The organism is Paraburkholderia bannensis, assembly GCF_014200455.1.
GTDB lineage: Bacteria > Pseudomonadota > Gammaproteobacteria > Burkholderiales > Burkholderiaceae > Paraburkholderia > Paraburkholderia bannensis_A.
This window is the reverse complement of record NZ_JACHBW010000022.1, coordinates 13,456-29,326: the sequence shown is the minus strand read 5'-3', so window position 1 is coordinate 29,326 and position 15,871 is coordinate 13,456. Positions and strand designations below refer to the sequence as shown.

Annotated in this window: 16 protein-coding genes; 8 read left to right on the top strand and 8 right to left on the bottom strand. The window is 66.1% G+C overall.

What is annotated here, in order from left to right:
- Positions 1 to 118: 118 nt before the first annotated feature.
- The 5 genes from F4827_RS29010 to F4827_RS28990 all read left to right on the top strand — a co-directional run bounded on the left by F4827_RS29010 (position 119) and on the right by F4827_RS28990 (position 5,487).
- Positions 119 to 934 (top strand): DUF1295 domain-containing protein, encoded by an 816-nt coding sequence (locus F4827_RS29010; protein WP_183730578.1) that lies wholly within the window; start codon positions 119 to 121, stop codon positions 932 to 934.
- Positions 931 to 2,028, top strand: coding sequence for a cyclopropane-fatty-acyl-phospholipid synthase family protein (locus tag F4827_RS29005; protein WP_183730575.1), 1,098 nt, complete (start codon positions 931 to 933; stop codon positions 2,026 to 2,028). The genes F4827_RS29010 and F4827_RS29005 overlap by 4 nt, the downstream gene beginning before the upstream one ends.
- Positions 2,029 to 2,135: 107 nt before the next feature.
- Entirely contained in the window at positions 2,136 to 3,476 is a 1,341-nt protein-coding gene (locus F4827_RS29000; RefSeq protein WP_260175475.1) for an NAD(P)/FAD-dependent oxidoreductase, read from the top strand.
- Entirely contained in the window at positions 3,473 to 4,264 is a 792-nt protein-coding gene (locus F4827_RS28995) for a DUF1365 domain-containing protein (RefSeq protein WP_183730572.1), read from the top strand. Before F4827_RS29000 ends, F4827_RS28995 begins: the two co-directional genes overlap by 4 nt.
- The gene (locus F4827_RS28990; protein ID WP_183730569.1) at positions 4,261 to 5,487 is read left to right on the top strand and encodes a cyclopropane-fatty-acyl-phospholipid synthase family protein; all 1,227 of its coding nucleotides are present in this window, start codon (positions 4,261 to 4,263) and stop codon (positions 5,485 to 5,487) included. The genes F4827_RS28995 and F4827_RS28990 overlap by 4 nt, the downstream gene beginning before the upstream one ends.
- A 3-nt stretch (positions 5,488 to 5,490) precedes the next feature.
- Here the strand turns inward: F4827_RS28990 and F4827_RS28985 are convergent, their stop codons facing one another.
- Positions 5,491 to 6,432, bottom strand: coding sequence for a LysR family transcriptional regulator (locus F4827_RS28985; RefSeq protein ID WP_183730566.1), 942 nt, complete (start codon positions 6,430 to 6,432; stop codon positions 5,491 to 5,493).
- A gap of 205 nt (positions 6,433 to 6,637) precedes the next feature.
- Here F4827_RS28985 and F4827_RS28980 point away from each other — a divergent pair, with 205 nt between their 5' ends.
- Positions 6,638 to 8,149: a CoA-acylating methylmalonate-semialdehyde dehydrogenase gene (locus F4827_RS28980; RefSeq protein WP_183730563.1), complete on the top strand. Its 1,512-nt coding sequence runs from the start codon at positions 6,638 to 6,640 to the stop codon at positions 8,147 to 8,149.
- A 36-nt stretch (positions 8,150 to 8,185) separates the two neighbouring features.
- On the opposite strand, the gene F4827_RS28975 is transcribed toward F4827_RS28980, so the two are convergent.
- The 6 genes from F4827_RS28975 to F4827_RS28950 form a co-directional block, all read right to left on the bottom strand.
- On the bottom strand, positions 8,186 to 8,902 hold the full coding sequence (locus tag F4827_RS28975) for a GntR family transcriptional regulator (protein ID WP_260175474.1): 717 nt from the start codon (positions 8,900 to 8,902) through the stop codon (positions 8,186 to 8,188).
- Positions 8,899 to 9,987: an ABC transporter ATP-binding protein gene (locus F4827_RS28970; protein WP_183730560.1), complete on the bottom strand. Its 1,089-nt coding sequence runs from the start codon at positions 9,985 to 9,987 to the stop codon at positions 8,899 to 8,901. The genes F4827_RS28975 and F4827_RS28970 overlap by 4 nt, the downstream gene beginning before the upstream one ends.
- 25 nt (positions 9,988 to 10,012) lie before the next feature.
- Complete coding sequence (locus F4827_RS28965) at positions 10,013 to 10,819, bottom strand: ABC transporter permease (protein ID WP_183730557.1); 807 nt, start codon at positions 10,817 to 10,819, stop codon at positions 10,013 to 10,015.
- A gap of 1 nt (position 10,820) precedes the next feature.
- Positions 10,821 to 11,705: an ABC transporter permease gene (locus F4827_RS28960; RefSeq protein ID WP_183730554.1), complete on the bottom strand. Its 885-nt coding sequence runs from the start codon at positions 11,703 to 11,705 to the stop codon at positions 10,821 to 10,823.
- Positions 11,706 to 11,828: 123 nt separating this feature from the next.
- Positions 11,829 to 12,860: an ABC transporter substrate-binding protein gene (locus tag F4827_RS28955; protein WP_183730551.1), complete on the bottom strand. Its 1,032-nt coding sequence runs from the start codon at positions 12,858 to 12,860 to the stop codon at positions 11,829 to 11,831.
- 100 nt (positions 12,861 to 12,960) lie between these two features.
- On the bottom strand, positions 12,961 to 13,932 hold the full coding sequence (locus tag F4827_RS28950; RefSeq protein ID WP_183730548.1) for a flavin reductase family protein: 972 nt from the start codon (positions 13,930 to 13,932) through the stop codon (positions 12,961 to 12,963).
- Positions 13,933 to 14,238: 306 nt separating this feature from the next.
- Here F4827_RS28950 and F4827_RS28945 point away from each other — a divergent pair, with 306 nt between their 5' ends.
- A complete protein-coding gene (locus tag F4827_RS28945) occupies positions 14,239 to 14,505 on the top strand; it encodes a hypothetical protein (RefSeq protein WP_183730546.1) in 267 nt (88 codons plus the stop codon).
- 13 nt (positions 14,506 to 14,518) lie between these two features.
- Positions 14,519 to 15,070, top strand: a complete 552-nt coding sequence (locus F4827_RS28940) for a GNAT family N-acetyltransferase (protein ID WP_260184669.1) — start codon at positions 14,519 to 14,521, stop codon at positions 15,068 to 15,070.
- Positions 15,071 to 15,088: 18 nt separating this feature from the next.
- Here the strand turns inward: F4827_RS28940 and F4827_RS28935 are convergent, their stop codons facing one another.
- Positions 15,089 to 15,775 carry a GntR family transcriptional regulator gene (locus F4827_RS28935; protein ID WP_183730539.1) on the bottom strand — a complete coding sequence of 229 codons (687 nt, stop codon included), beginning with the start codon at positions 15,773 to 15,775 and terminating at the stop codon, positions 15,089 to 15,091.
- Positions 15,776 to 15,871: the final 96 nt, after the last annotated feature.

Sequence of the window (15,871 nt, the reverse complement as noted above, 5' to 3'; positions counted from 1 at the left end):
AAGTTAGCGCCAACTTCGGTCGCGGCAGCGCGGGTTTCCTCTCGCCCGCAGCCGCGCGCCTGCATCCGATCGAGCACTTCATCCGTATCTCCGGCATTGACCTCCTGAGGGAGCCCGCATGCCCTTCGCCGCCGCGTTCGCTCTAGCCTTCGTCGCGCTCGTGATCGCCTTCAGCATCGCGTGGATGGTTCAATTGCGCACGCGCAATGCGGGCATGATCGATCCGCTCTGGGCGGCCACGCTCGGCCTCGTCGCCGTGTTCGCGGCGGCGGTCGGGCCGGGCGCAGGCATCAATCGCGTCGCCGTGGCGCTCGGCGGCGGCGCGTGGGGGGCGCGGCTCGCGCTGCATCTGTGGCGGCGCAACCATGGCCAGCCCGAAGACCCGCGTTACGCCGCACTGCGCGCGCAGTGGGGCGACGCCGCCGCGCCGCGCATGCTCGCCTTCTATCTAATGCAGGCGTGCGCGTCGATGATCCTGTCGATAGCGTTCTTCGTGCCTGCCTGGAGCGTCGCCACGCCCGCGATTCCGCTCGTCGTCGCCGCGCTGGCGACGGGCCTCGCCGCCGTGCTCGGGGAGTCCGCTGCCGACCGCCAGCTGCGCCGTCATATCGCCGACCCCGCCAATCGCGGCCGCGTCTGCACCAGCGGCTGGTGGCGATATTCGCGGCATCCGAACTACTTCTTCGAATCGCTGCACTGGTGCGCCTACACGCTCTGGTCGATCGGGCTGCCTTGGGGCTGGGCCACGCTGGCGCCGCCGTTTGCGATGGCGTGGCTGCTGCTCAAGGTCTCGGGCGTGCCCATGCTCGAAGCGCGCCTCGTCCACAGCCGCGCCGGATATCGCGAATACATGCGCACCACCAGCGCGTTCATTCCCTGGCCGCCGCGCCGGGAAGAACAACATCACAACAGTGAGCGGAGACCCCACCCATGACCACCACCGCGACCCGGCCCGAGCACAATCCGTCCGCCGCGCCCTCCGCGCCCTATGAGGAAAGCTGGCCGATCCGTTGCTGCGAGCGCGGCTGGCTGCCCGACTGGTTGATCCGCGCGGGGATGCGCACGCTGATCCGGCAGCGCCTGGCCGATGAACACGCCGATGACGGCGAACTCAGCGCCAACGCCTTCGAAGCCCTGGTCGCGACTTTGCGGGCCAGTCCCATCGCCCTGCACACCCAGGACGCCAATGCGCAGCACTACGAAGTCCCCGCAGCCTTCTTCGCGGCGCACCTGGGCGCGCACCTCAAGTACTCGTGCGGCTACTATCCGCGCGGCGACGAAACACTCGATCAGGCCCAGGAAGGCATGCTCGCTCTGTACGCGCAGCGCGCGGGCATCGAGGACGGCCAGCGCATTCTCGACCTGGGCTGCGGCTGGGGCGCGCTCTCGCTGTGGCTCGCCGAGCGCTTCCCGCGTGCGCAGATCGTCGGCCTTTCGAACTCGCACGGTCAGCGCGCCTTTATCCTGCAACGCGCCGCCGAGCGAGGGCTGTCCAACCTGCGCATCGTCACCGGCGATGTAGCGAGCTTCGATTTTCCGGCTGAAACGCCGCGCTTCGACCGCGTGCTGTCGATCGAAATGTTCGAGCACATGAAGCACTACGGCCTGCTGCTCGCGAAGATCGCCGGCTGGCTCGCCGACGATGGCGAGCTTTTCGTGCATCACTTCGCGCACCGTCTGCTGGCGTACCACTTCGTCCCGCGCGATGGCAGCGACTGGATGGCGCGTCACTTCTTCACCGGCGGCACGATGCCTTCGGCGAATCTGCTGCTGCGCTTTCAGGACGACCTGTGCGTGACGCAGCAATGGTGGCTCGACGGACGCCACTACGAGCGCACCGCAAACCACTGGCTCGCGGCGCTCGACGACGCCCGCGATCAGGTGCTGCCGCTGCTCGCGGCAAACGGCGATGCCCGCCAGGCGCTGCAACGCTGGCGCATGTTCTATATGGCGGTGGCGGAGCTGTTCGGCTATGCGCGCGGCCAGGAGTGGGGCGTCGCGCACCTACGGATGCGCAAGCGGCTGTGACGCGCGCGGCGGCGCCTGCATCCGTCCGGCGCCGCCGCGCGTATATGCCTGCATTGGGGAACCGACAAATACAACACGACAACGCAAAAATCAGGGAGGCCATCTACATGCACGCGATGCACGCCACGCTCGACGCACCCACCGCCCTGCCGCCCGGCCAGCGTGTGGCCGTGGTCGGCGCGGGAATCGCCGGTCTGGCAAGCGCCTGGCTGCTCGCGCAGCGTCACCGGGTCACGCTGTTCGAGGCCGCCGATTATCCGGGCGGCCACGCACATACCGTGGACGTCGAACTGGAAGGCCAGCGTCATCCCGTCGATACCGGCTTCCTGGTGTTCAACGACCGCACCTACCCGAATCTGCTCGCGCTGTTCGACGAACTGGGCGTGGCCACGCATCGCAGCGATATGTCGTTTTCGGTTTCCGTGGACCAGGGCGCACGTCAAGGCGCGCTCGAATGGGCCGGCACGAATCTGAACACCGTATTCGCACAGCGCCGCAATCTGGTTTCGCCGAGCTTTATCGGCATGTTGCGCGACATCCTGCGTTTTAACGCCGCCGCCGCGCACAACTACGAGACCGCGCGCCGCGAGCGGCTGTCGGTGGGCGAGTTGCTGGTGGCGGGCGGCTACGGCGCGCCGTTCCAGCGCCACTATCTTTTGCCGATGGCCGCGGCCATCTGGTCGAGCGCCGCCGACGATGTGCTGCGCTTTCCCGCCGCCACTTTCTTGCGCTTTTGCATCAATCATGCGCTATTGCAGGTGAACCAGCGGCCGCCCTGGCGGACCGTCGCGGGCGGTTCGCGCGAGTACGTGGCGCGCCTGATCGCCAGACTGGACGATGTGCGCTTGTCCACGCCCGTGCGTTCGATCCGCCGCGACGATGTCACGCAAGGCGTTACCGTCGTCACCGATGCCGCCGGCCCCGAGCGCTTCGACGCGGTGGTGCTCGCGAGCCACGCGCCCACGAGCCTGGCCCTGCTCGCGGACGCCGACGCCGAGGAACACGCCACCCTCGGCGCGGTCCGTTACCAGCGCAATGTCGCGTTGCTCCATACCGATGCGGCCTTGCTGCCGCGCCGCCGCCGTGTCTGGTCGGCGTGGAATTACTTGAGCCGGGGCGCGCACGCGCACGGCGACACCCAGCCCGTGTGCGTGAGCTACCTCATCAACCAGTTGCAGCCGCTGCCGTTTCGCACGCCGGTGGTCGTCACGCTCAATCCGGTGGATGCGCCGGCGCCGCATACCGTGCTCGGGCGCTATGTCTACGAGCATCCGCTGCTCGATCTGGCCGCCATCGACGCGCAGCAGCGTCTGCCTGGCCTGCAGGGCCGCCGCCGCACCTGGTTCGCGGGCGCGTGGACGGGCTACGGCTTTCACGAAGACGGGCTGAAGTCCGCACTGCGCGTTGCGCGCGATTTCGGCGTCACGCCCGCGTGGGCCGCACTATGAACGCGCTCGACACCGCGCATGCGGGCCTGCTGCTCACGGGCCGCGTGGTTCACGAGCGCCTGCGGCCCGTGCGCCACGCGTTCGCGTATCCGCTGTTCCAGCTTTGCTGCGACCTCGACCGCCTCGACACGCTGGCATGCTGGTGGTTCGGCGTGGACCGCTGGCGCGTGTTCTCGCTTGCTTCGCGCGACTACGGCCCGCGCGACGGCAGCGCGCTCGCGCCGTGGATGCGCGCGCATCTGGCCGAAGCCGGACTTCCCGCCGACGGGGCGATCTGGCTGCAAACCGTGCCGCGCCTGTTTGGCTACGCCTTCAATCCCGTGAGCTTCTGGTATTGCCACGACCGCGACGGCCATCTGCGTGCGCTCTACGCGGATGTACGCAATACCTTTGGCGCCCATCACGGCTATCTGCTGAGCGCGCCCGGACACGCTGTCATCAACGCGCAAACCGCGCTCGTCTGCCGCAAGGTGCTGCATGTTTCGCCGTTTTGCCGCGTCGAAGGAGGCTACGCATTCCGCGTGATCCAGCGCGGCGACACGTTGGCCGTTCGTATTGATTATCAGGATGCCGAAGGTCTATTGCTGCGTACCGCGCTTGCCATGAAAGCCGCGCCGCTTTGTGCGTCGCGTGCGTTTGCCGCGCTGGCGCGCGCGCCCGGCAATGCCGCCAATGTCCTGATTCGCATCCACTGGCAGGCGCTGCGCCTCTGGCTCAAGCGCGTGCCCTTCCTCGGCAAGACGCCCGGCGCAGGCGCGCCGCATCCCCGACACGAGGCCCGTCCATGACCCTGTTGCGCTTGTTGCCCGGCATTTCGCATAGTCCGATCCCGCTTTCACCGAGAGTCTCCGCGCGCGTTTTTCTGGCGCTGCTGCGCCGCATCCGTCACGGCCATCTCACGCTCACGACGCCCGATGGCAACCGGCATGTGTTCGGCGATCTGCACGACAGCCGTGGCGCGGCGCTGCATCTGCACGACTGGCGCGCCTGCGGGGCGATCCTGCATGCGGGCGATATCGGCTTTGCCCAGGCGCTGCGCGAGCAATGGGTCGACTCGCCCGATCTGGTGGCGCTGCTGCGCCTGGCGATCCGCAACGAAGCGGCCGCCGCCGCGACGCTGCACGGTGGTCTGTTCGCGCGCCTGTGGTTCGCGCTGCGTCACCGCTTGCGGCGCAATACGCGCGATGGCAGCCGCCAGAATATTCACGCACACTACGATCTGGGCAACGACTTCTACGCACTCTGGCTCGACCGTAGCTGGACGTATTCGAGCGCGTGCTTCGACGGCGATTTACAACGCCCGCTCGCCGATGCGCAGGCGGCCAAATATCAGCGCGTGATCGACACGCTCGGTCTGCGCGCCGGCATGACCGTGCTGGAGATCGGCTGCGGCTGGGGCGGCTTCGCCTTGCATGCGGCGAGTCAGGGCATCCGGGTGCGGGCGCTGACGATTTCGCAGGCGCAATATGCGCTGGCTACCGAACGCGTGATGGCGGCGGCGCAAGGCGATCGCGTCAAAGTCGAGCTATGCGATTACCGCGACGCCGAGGGCCAGTACGACGCGATCGTCTCGATCGAAATGTTCGAAGCGGTAGGCGAGGCGTTCTGGCCGGGCTATTTCGCCACGCTCGAGCGCTGCCTGAAACCCGGCGCACGCGCGCTGATCCAGTCGATCACCATCGGCGACGAGTTGTTCGAGCACTATCGCGCATCGAGCGACTTCATCCGCGAGACGATTTTTCCGGGCGGCATGCTGCCCAGCCCGGCGCAGTTCAATAGGGCGGCACGGCGTGCGGGGCTCGATGCGCGCGCAACGTTCTCGTTTGGCCGCGATTACGCACAGACGTTGCGGGTCTGGCGCGCGTCGTTCGAGGCGCAGCTCGAAGCCGTGCGCGCCCTCGGTTTCGACGAGGCATTCATCCGCATCTGGCGGCTGTATTTTGCCTACTGCGAAGCGGCCTTCGACGAAGGACGCACGGACGTCATGCATTTCATCGTCGAGCGAACCTGAACATTATTCGAGCGGGAAACCCGCCTTGAACGTCTGGCGCAGAAATTCGGCGAAGCTCGACACCGCGCGCGGCACATGCGCGCCGTACGGACGCACCACATGCAGTTGCGAAGCGAATGCGCCCACCGGCCGCCAGGTGGGCAGCACCCGCACGAGCTTGCCCGCCTGCAAGGCCGCCTGCGCGCTGAAGTCGGGCAACAGTGCGATGCCCAGGTGTTCGAGCGCGGCGTCGCGCAGCGCCTCGCTGTTATTGGCCGAGAACGGCCCGTTCACCGTCACGTTGACACGCGTATTTTCGGCGCGGCGCCCGATCTTTTCGAACGACCACGCGCCCGAGCCCAGCGCACGCGGGTAAAACAGGCAATCGTGCTGCGCCAGGTCGGCGGGCGCTTGCGGCGTGCCGCGCTGCTTCAGATACGCGCGCGTCGCCACGATCACGGAACGCGTGTCGCACAGCTTCCATGCCACATGCGTTTCAGGCACCTGCGCGCTATGGCGGATCGCCAGATCGAAGCCTTCGCTTGCGATGGAAGTGAGGCGATCCGACATTTCAAGTTGCACGCGCACCTCGGGATGGGCACGCGCGAACTGCGCGAGATGCGGCACCAATTGCTGGCGCGCGAACGCCACCGGCGCGGTCACGCGCACGGTGCCGCGCGCGACATCGGCCATCTCGCGCACGCCCGCGAAGCTCGCGGCGATGCGCTCGAATTCGCCGCGCGTTTCCTCCACGAGCCGTTGCCCGGCTTCCGTGAAGCGCACGCTGCGCGTGGTGCGCTGCACCAGCGCCACCCCCGCCACGCGCTCCAGTTCCGCGATGCGCTGGCTCATCGCCGCCTTGCTCACGCCCAGCCGCGTGGCCGCCGCCGTATAGCTGCCCTGATTGGCGAGCACATTGAGCCAGTGCAGATGGGTCCAGAGCGATTCGGCTTTGTGCGTATCCATAGCGGGTTCCAGCGTCCTTGATTGCGTGCCGATGATAGCACCCCATCCCGCCATCTTTCAGGGTTTCCACGAATGATTGTTCACGATGGAAAACAATCAATTCAGCCGCCGTGTCTTTGCAGGGCCGCGCGCGCTTCGTACACTGGCCGTCAGCGATTGAAGCACCCGGAACAAGCCGGATTACCCCATTCCCCGAGGAGATGACATGCAGGCCTTTACCGATTCCGCAGACGTAGTCCACTTCATCGGTGGCAAGACAGAGCGCGGCGCGGGCGAGCGCACCCAGGCGATCTTCAACCCGGCAACGGGCGCCGCGGCGCGCCGTCTGGTGCTGGGCGAGGTGGCAGACGTCGAGGCCGCCGTGGCGAGCGCGAAAGCCGCGTTCCCGGCCTGGCGCGACACGCCGCCGATCCGCCGCGCACGCGTCATGCTGCGTTTTCTCGAACTGATGAACCGCCACAAGGACGAACTGGCCGCCATCATCACCGCCGAGCACGGCAAGGTCTTCGCCGATGCGCAAGGCGAAGTGGCGCGGGGCATCGACGTGATCGAATTCGCCTGCGGCATTCCGCAACTGCTCAAGGGCGACTATACGGAGCAGGTCTCCACCGGCATGGACAACTGGACCGTGCGCCAGCCGCTGGGCGTGGTGGCCGGGATCACGCCGTTCAACTTCCCCTGCATGGTGCCGTGCTGGATGTTCCCGGTCGCGCTGGCCGCCGGCTGCACCTTCATCCTCAAGCCGAGCGAGCGCGATCCGTCGGCGTCGCTGTTCATGGCGCGTCTGCTCAAGGAGGCCGGTCTGCCCGATGGCGTGCTCAACGTCGTGCAGGGCGACAAGATCGTGGTGGACGCACTGCTCGCGCATCGCGATGTGAAGGCGGTGAGCTTCGTCGGCTCCACGCCGATCGCGAACTACATCTACGAGACCGGCGCGAAGCACGGCAAGCGCGTGCAGGCGCTGGGCGGGGCGAAGAATCATATGGTGGTAATGCCCGATGCGGATATCGAGCAGACCGTCGATGCGCTGATCGGCGCGGGTTACGGTTCGGCTGGCGAGCGCTGCATGGCGATTTCCGTGGCCGTGCTGGTGGGCGATGTGGCCGACAAGATCGTGCCGCGTCTGGCCGAGCGCGCCCGCACGCTCAAGATCAAAAACGGCATGGAAGCCGATGCCGAAATGGGCCCGATCGTCACGCGCCAGGCGCTGGAGCGTATCGAAGGCTATATCGCGAGCGGCGTCGAGGAAGGCGCAACGCTGGTGGTGGACGGGCGCGGCCTGAAGGTGCCGGGTCACGAAGAGGGCTTCTTCACGGGCGGCACGCTGTTCGACAACGTCACGCCGCAGATGCGCATCTACAAGGAGGAAATCTTCGGCCCGGTGCTGGCCTGCGTGCGCGTGCACGACTTCGCGCAAGCGGTGCAACTGATCAACGACCACGAGTTCGGCAACGGCGTGGCCTGCTTCACGCGTGACGGCAACGTGGCGCGCGAATTCGGCCGCCAGATCGAAGTGGGCATGGTGGGCATCAATGTGCCGATTCCCGTGCCGATGGCATGGCATGGCTTCGGCGGCTGGAAGCGCAGCCTGTTCGGCGACATGCACGCCTATGGCGAAGAAGGTGTGCGCTTTTATACGAAGCAGAAGTCGATCATGCAGCGCTGGCCGGAAAGCACCGAAAAGGGTGCTGAGTTTACGATGCCGGTTGCCAGGTAAATCGGCGAGGCAAGCCCCCGCCTGCTTGAGAAACCCTCAAGCAGGCAGCAACGCAGCCGCAATCTCGGCGACGCGCATCACATGCGCCGTCGCCGCTTCTCTTGCGCGCTCGCCATCGCGCGCGCGGATCGCCGCGACGATCTCGTTCATCTCCGCCACGGCCTGGCGGCCGCGATCGTCCGAGGCAATCGTCAAGGCCCGCAAACGCGTGATGCGTGCATTCAGGCTCTGCACGATCTCCCACGCCACCGATTTCGCGCCACTGCCGAACATCTGCTCGTAGAACCGCCCGGTGAACTCGCGCACCGCCGCGTGATCGTGCGCCGCGAAGGCGCGCTCGATCTGCGCCACGCACGCGGCCAGGCGCTCCACGGTCGCGGCGTCGCCACGCAACGCACAGGCCATCGCCGCATCGCCTTCCACCAGCGCGCGAATCTCGTAGATCTGCGCCGCCGTGCTGGCGTCCAGGCGCGCCACGATCGGCCCCTGGTTGGGCAGCGTATCGACGAGGCCTTCCGCTTCGAGGTGGCGCAGCACTTCGCGCACCACGGAGCGGCTCACGCCCAGTTCCTCGCATAGCGTGCGCTCGACCAGCCGCTCGCCCGGCGCAAAATGCGCATCGAGAATCGCCTGGCGCATCTTCTGCAAGGTGAGTTCGCGCAGCGTCGCCGAGGGCCGCTCCACGCGCAGCGTCGCCTGCGCGGAACGTGAGGACGGCGGCGACGACGGCGCTTGCCCGAGATCGCTCATCATGGCTGCGCGAACAGGCGCGTATCGCCGGCATCCCACTCGACGACCGCCTGCGCGCCCACCGCCAGACCGCTATCGTGGCGCTGCGCGGCGGGCAGACGGATCGAAATCTCCTGCGCCCACGGCGTGGCCACCGCATAGTGCATGGCGTCGCCCAGATAGGTGATATCGCGCACGGTCACCGGCAGCCCGGCAGCCGTGCCGTCGCGCTGCGCGCTCAGCCGCATCTGCTCCGGACGGATCATGAGGGTGCCATCATCGCCCGCGGCGAGCGACGGATTGAAGTTGCCGCAGGCCAGTGCGAGACCGTTGGGGAACACGCCGTTCGCCAGCCCGTCGCGGCTCGCCGTCACCCGCACCGGCAGGAAATTGGAGTTGCCGATAAAGCCCGCCACGAAGCGCGAAGCCGGATTCGCATACAACTCCTCGCCGCTACCCACCTGCTCGATGCGGCCTTTGTTGAACACGGCGATACGGTCCGACAAACGCAGCGCCTCTTCCTGATCGTGCGTCACATACAGAATCGTCACGCCCGTTTCCTGATGGATGCGACGCAGTTCGAGTTGGATTTCCTCGCGCAGCTTCTTATCGAGCGCGGAAAGCGGCTCGTCCATCAGCAGCACCGGCGGATCGTAGGCCAGCGCACGCGCGATCGCCACGCGCTGCTGCTGGCCGCCCGACAATTGCGCGGGCATGCGGTCGCGACATTCGGAAAGATGCACAAGCGCGAGCATCTTTTCGACTTTCGCCTTTATTTCGGATTCCGGACGATGACGCACGCGCAGCGGAAACGCCACGTTCTCGCCTACCGTCAAATGCGGAAACAGCGTATAGCGCTGGAACACCATGCCGATATTGCGCTTGTTCGGCGCGACCGAGAGCAGCGGCTTGCCGTCGAGCAGCACGCGCCCTTCGGTCGGCTCCTGGAAGCCCGCGACGATATACAGCGTGGTGCTCTTGCCCGATCCCGACGGCCCGAGGAAGGTCATGAACTCGCCCTTGCGCACGTCGAGTGACACGCTGTCGATGGCGACCACATCGTCGTAGGTCTTGCGCAGGCGCTGGATTTGCAGGAATGCGGCAGTCATGGCTTACGTCTCCGGATCGATTCGATTACTGGATGGCCTGGCGGGCGCGGCGCAGCAGCGCGCTCGCCAGCATCAGCACGGTGGTGAGCGCGACCAGCAGCGAGGACGCCGCCGCCACCACGGGCGTGAGGTCCTGACGCAGCGTCGCCCAGATACGCACGGGCAGCGTCTGCAGCGTGGGGCTCGCCATGAAAATCGACACCACCACTTCGTCCCACGAAGCGAGGAACGAGAAGATCGCCGCCGCCGCGAGACCCAGGCGAATGGCGGGCAGCGTCACGCGCCACTTCACCGCGAGCGGCGACGCGCCGCAAATCAGCGCGGCGTCTTCGAGCGCCGTATCGAAGGCGGAAAGCGAATTGCTGATGGCGATGATCGAGAACGGCAGCGCGATGATCAGGTGGCCGATCACGAAGCCCGTCATCGTGCCCGCCAGACCGATGCGCAGGAAGAACGCGTAGAGCGCGACCGCCAGCACCACCACCGGCAGCACCATCGGCGTGAGGAAGAAGGCCTGCACGGCGGCGCGGCCGCGAAACTTGCCGCGCACCAGCGCCAGCGAGGCGAGAAAGCCCAGCGCGACAGAAAGCACGGTGACGATCACGGCCAGCTTCATGCTGGTCATGAGCGAATCGAGCCAGCCCGCGTCCGTGAAAAGCTGGCGATACCACTCCAGCGTCCAGCCCGGCGCGGGAAACGCGAGCCATTGCGAATCGCCAAACGACAGCGCAACGATGAAAACAATCGGCAGCAGCAGGAACAGGGCCACCACCGCGCCAATGGCGACGAGCAACGCGCGCACCGCGCCGAGACGATCGAAGTCGAGCAACATGTCAGCGTCCTCCAGGAATCTGGCGCGCGCCGCCGGTGAAACGCAGTTGCAGCGCGTAGAGGCCTAGCGTCACGGCGAGCAGCACGAATGCGGCCGCGCCGGCCAGACCCCAGTTCAGCAGCTCCTGCACCAGCTGCGCGATCAGTTCGGCGAGCATCATGTAGGACGGGCCGCCCAGCAGCGCGGGCGTCACGAAGTAACCCAGCGCCATCACGAACACCATCAGCGCGCCCGAGGCGATGCCCGGCATCGCGAGCGGCACGAGAATGCGACAGAACGCCTGCCAGCGGCTTGCGCCGCACACGGCGGCGGTGCGCAGTGTGGCGGGATCGATGCCGCGCAACGTGGCGTGCAGCGGCATCACCAGAAACGGCAGCATGATGTACGTCATGCCTACCGTCACGCCGATCAGGTTGTTCACGAGCGTCAGCGGCTGATCGATGATGCCGAGCGCCATCAAGAGGCGGTTGATCGGGCCGGTCTGCTGGAGCAGCACCATCCAGGCAAAGGTGCGGGCGAGCAGATTGGTCCACATCGACAGCAGCAGGATCGAAAACAGCGTGGTGCTGAGCCAGCGCGGCGCGATGGCCAGCAGCCAGGCAGTCGGAAAGCCGACCGCCACCGTCACCGCGGTCACGACGCCCGCCACCAGAAAGGTATTGCCGAACACGCGCAGATAAGTGCTCGAACCCAGCAGTTGCGCGTAGTTGTGCAGGCCGGGGCTCGGCTCCATCACGCTGCGCAGCAGCAGCGACAGCACCGGCAGCACGAAAAAGATCGCGAGGAGTATTAGCGCGGGCGCAAGCAGCTTCGCGTTGCGCCAGTTGCGCCGCTTCGGCGGCGCGTCGACCGGCGCATGGGCGACGGTGCTCAGAACTTCAGGCATGATCTCTCCCGATCCGCGTGGGGTCTGCGTTGGGCTTGCGTTGGGCTTGCTTAGGGTCTGCGAGACAGGACGGCGCGCGTACGCGCCGTGTTTCGCGTTACAAAACCAGTTTCCTGGGAATGCTTACTTTGCCTGCCATGCGTACCAGCGTTTGGCGATGGCATCGCGATTGGCGGCCCAGTATTTCATGTCCAGGTTGATCTGCGACTGCGTGTACTGGTCGGGCAGCGTCTTCGCCACGGCAGGCGTCATCAGCGCGGCCGATTTCACGTTGATCGGCGCGTAGCCGGTATCGGTCGCGAACTTCGCCTGGGCTTGCGGACTCGTTGCGGCCGCAAGGAATTTGAGCGCTTCATCGCGATGCTTGGCGCCCTTCGGGATCACCAGCATGTCGGCGGCCGTGAGGTTCTGGTTCCACGAGATGCCTGCCGGCACGCCCGTTGCCTGCAGCGCGTGCAGACGGCCGTTCCAGAACATGCCCATCGAAGCCTCGCCCGAAGCGAGCAACTGCTGCGATTGCGCGCCGCCGCTCCACCAGACGATATCGCTCTTGATGGTGTCGAGCTTCTTGAAGGCGCGGTCGAGATCGAGCGGATAGAGCTTGCTGGCCGGCACGCCGTCGGCGAGCAGCGCGATTTCCAGCACGCCCGGCGCGGACCATTTATAGAACGTGCGCTTGCCCGGGAATTTCTTCGTATCGAACAGATCGGCCCAGGTGGAGGGCTGCGCGCCCTTGAACGCCGTCTTGTTGTAGCCCAGCACGAACGAGTAATAGAAGCTGCCCACCGCCTGCGGCGACGAGAAACGCGGGTCCAGTTCGTCCTTCTTCACCACCGTGTAGTCGATCGGCTCGATCAGGCCGTCTTTCGCGGCGGCGTAAGCGAAGTCGCCTTCAACGTCCACCACGTCCCAGTTGACGTTGCCGCTTTCGACCATCGCCTTGAACTTGCCGTAATCGGTCGGGCCATCCATCAGCACGTTGATGCCCGAGGATTGCGCGAACGGCTGCGCCCAGTTCTTCTGCTGCGACGCCTGGGTGGTGCCGCCCCAGCTGGTGAACACGATCGGATCGGCGGCGAGGGCGGGCGCGGCCGCCAGCATCAGCGCGCCTGCCGCGATCAAGGGCGCGGCGTACAGGGTCCATCTGCTGCTCATGACTTTCTCCACGGATCAAATGACTGCGAGTTGACTGCATGACAACGATGGCGCGAGTGCTTGAGGGTGGCGCGCGCCGGAATTCGGGCTGGGTCCGGTTTCAGGTCAGCGCGAGCGTCTGCACGGTGCCGGCTTCGCTGTCGCCCACATAGACGCCGAAAGCGTCCTCGTGACGCTCCTTCACGTAGCGTTGCAGCATCGAGCGCTCGGCGGGATCGCTCATTTCGTCCCAGGGCACCTGCGAAAGCGGCACGAAATGGAGTTCGGGCGCGCTCATGCCGCGTTGCGCGACCACGCGGCCACGGTAGAAGATGCGCACGCCGTTGTCCGGCTTGTTGCCTTGCTCGCGTGCCTGGGTCGATTCAAACACGGCAAAAATGAAGTCGAGATGCGCAACCAGGCCGAGGCTTGCGAGCACGCCGCGCAGGCTCGACGGATCGTTGGCCGCTTCGAGCCGCGTACCGCGCGGCAGACGCAGACCGTCCGGCGTGTCGAGCAGCACGACGCCATCCGCGTTTTCGAGGATCGCACCCACCTGGGCGTGCCCGCGCGCAGCACTCGCCGCGACGGCGTCCTGCGAAAGACTGAAGCTCACGTACGCGCCGCGGCAGTAACCCAGCGGCGTGAGACCCGTGTGCGCGAAATCGAGCACGCGGCCAAGCAGGATGACGTGGTCGCCCGCGTCGATCACCTGCTGCGTCGCGCAGTCGAAGTGCGCCGCCGCGCCGTGCATGACGGGCGCACCTGTCGCGCGGGTCTGCCACGCCACCTTCGCGAATTTATCAGGGCTCTTCGAGGCGAACACGCCCGATACATCCTTCTGGTCTTCGGCCAGCACGCTCACGGCAAATTGCGGCGCCTGCGAGAACACCTCGTAGCTCGACGCGCTTTTGGCGACGCAGACCAGCACCAGCGGCGGATCGAGCGACACCGACGTGAACGAATTCGCGGTGAAACCGCGCGGCGTACCGTCGGCCTGGATCGTGGTCACGACCGTGACGCCGGTGACGAACGCGCCGAGTGCGCGGCGAAAGCCGGTCGTATCGAAGGTGTCGGTATTGGGGCGGGTCATCTCGTACTCCTTAGGGGCGGCCGGGCTGCGTTCCGCTGCTCACCCGGTTTGCTGCTGGCCCGGGCGGTGACTCATCTTGCATGAGATTATGGTATGCCATGTTATAGCGGACAAAAAGCCCGTCAATATTATGGAATACCATGATAGATATGAAGATCGGGATATTGGGGCGCGATAGCGTGAGCGGTCAGAGAACGATCGATTCAAAGCGGCCCGCGCGTCCCCAAGGTCCACAGAAAAAACACGCCTCGCGTAACATCGCGACCATCGTCAGGAATCACCACGCGCCCAGGCGCTCCGCATACCATGTTCGCTTTCATCGCCACCGTTTCGCTGCTCATCATGATCTACGTTCATGTGAGCATCCCGCGTTTCACCGACACGCGCCGCAAGCGCCTGATCGCGCATGCCGTGTTGCTGCTGGTTGGTCTGGCGTTCGGCACGATCTCGGCGATGCTGTCCGGGGGCATTGCGCCGCCCTGGGTGGTGCTTTTCGGCGGCATGGGCGTGGTCCATGTGCCCGCGCTGTGCGTGCTCGTGCTCAAGCGTTTCAGGCACGAAGGCCAAAGCTGAAATGACCAATCACATGTTCGAACCCGTCTCGCTCAGCACCGCGCGCCTGCGCATCCGCGCGCTTCGTCACGACGATGCGCCCGCGCTTTTTACGATCTGGTCCGACGCCGAAGCCATGCGCTATTTCTCGTTTGCGCCGATGCGTCATATCGACGAAGCGCATGCGCGCGTAGACAACACGCTCAAGCCTTCGTCAGCGGGCAAGAATCTGGTCTGCACCGTCGCCGCGCTCGACTCGGGCGAAGTGCTGGGCACCTGCGATCTGTTTCATCTGAACGAGCAGTGCCGCCGCGCGGAAATCGGCTTCAGCCTGCAGCGCCGGCACTGGGGCAAGGGCTTGATGAGCGAGGCAGCGGCAGCCGTTGTCGATCACGCCTTCGACACGATCAAACTCCATCGCATCGAAGCGGATATCGATCCGCGCAACCTGGCTTCTGCGCGCGTGCTGGAACGGCTCGGGTTCCGGCGCGAAGGCTTGCTGCGCGAGCGCTGGATCGTCGGCGAAGAAGTCACCGATAGCGCGCTTTATGGCTTGCTGCACAGCGACCGCCGTGCGGGCGGCTGACGCTCGCGCCTGAAGCGATCACGCCTCCCCATCGCCCTCGTCGAGCCCCGCCAGCGCGGCCATCGCCAGTTCCGCAGTACGCCGGATATGCGCCGACGACGCCGCCGCCGCCGCATCGCCGTCATGCCGTTCGATGGCGTCGAGCATGGCGTTCATCTCGCGGTTCGAATCATTGCTGCGCCCAGGCGTGGCAATGGTGAGCGCGCGCAGCCGGTTGATACGCGCATTGAGCGTCTTCACCACGCCCAGCGACACGCTCTTGCCCGCGCCCTGGAACAGGGCGTCGTAGAAACGTTCGGTGTAGTCGAGCACGCGTGGCAGGTCCTGATCGACAAACGCCGCTTCGATCACCGCGCGCAATTCGCGCAGTTCCTTCACCAGCTCAGGCGTCGAGTGTTCGGCGCAGGCGCGCGCCGCATGCGCTTCGAGCAGGCCGCGCAGTTCGTAGATCTCGCTCACCTGCTGCGGATCGAGACGCGCAACCACCGGCCCCTGGCGGCCGACGGTCTCCACCAGCCCTTCGGTTTCCAGATGGCGCAGCACTTCGCGCACCACCGTGCGGCTCACGCCGAGTTCGTCGCACAGCGTGCGCTCGACGAGACGCGCGCCAGGACGGAAGTAGCCCTGCACGATCGCACCACGCAACTTGTCGAGCGTGAGTTCGCGCAGGGTCTTGGCATTACGGTCGATTTTCAGGTCGGACATGGACGGCGGAAGGCGGGTAGGGGTTGGCAAGAACGATGGCACACTCCATCGGCGGCAGACGCGCGGAGCGCCCGCCTGCCCATGGCATGCCATATT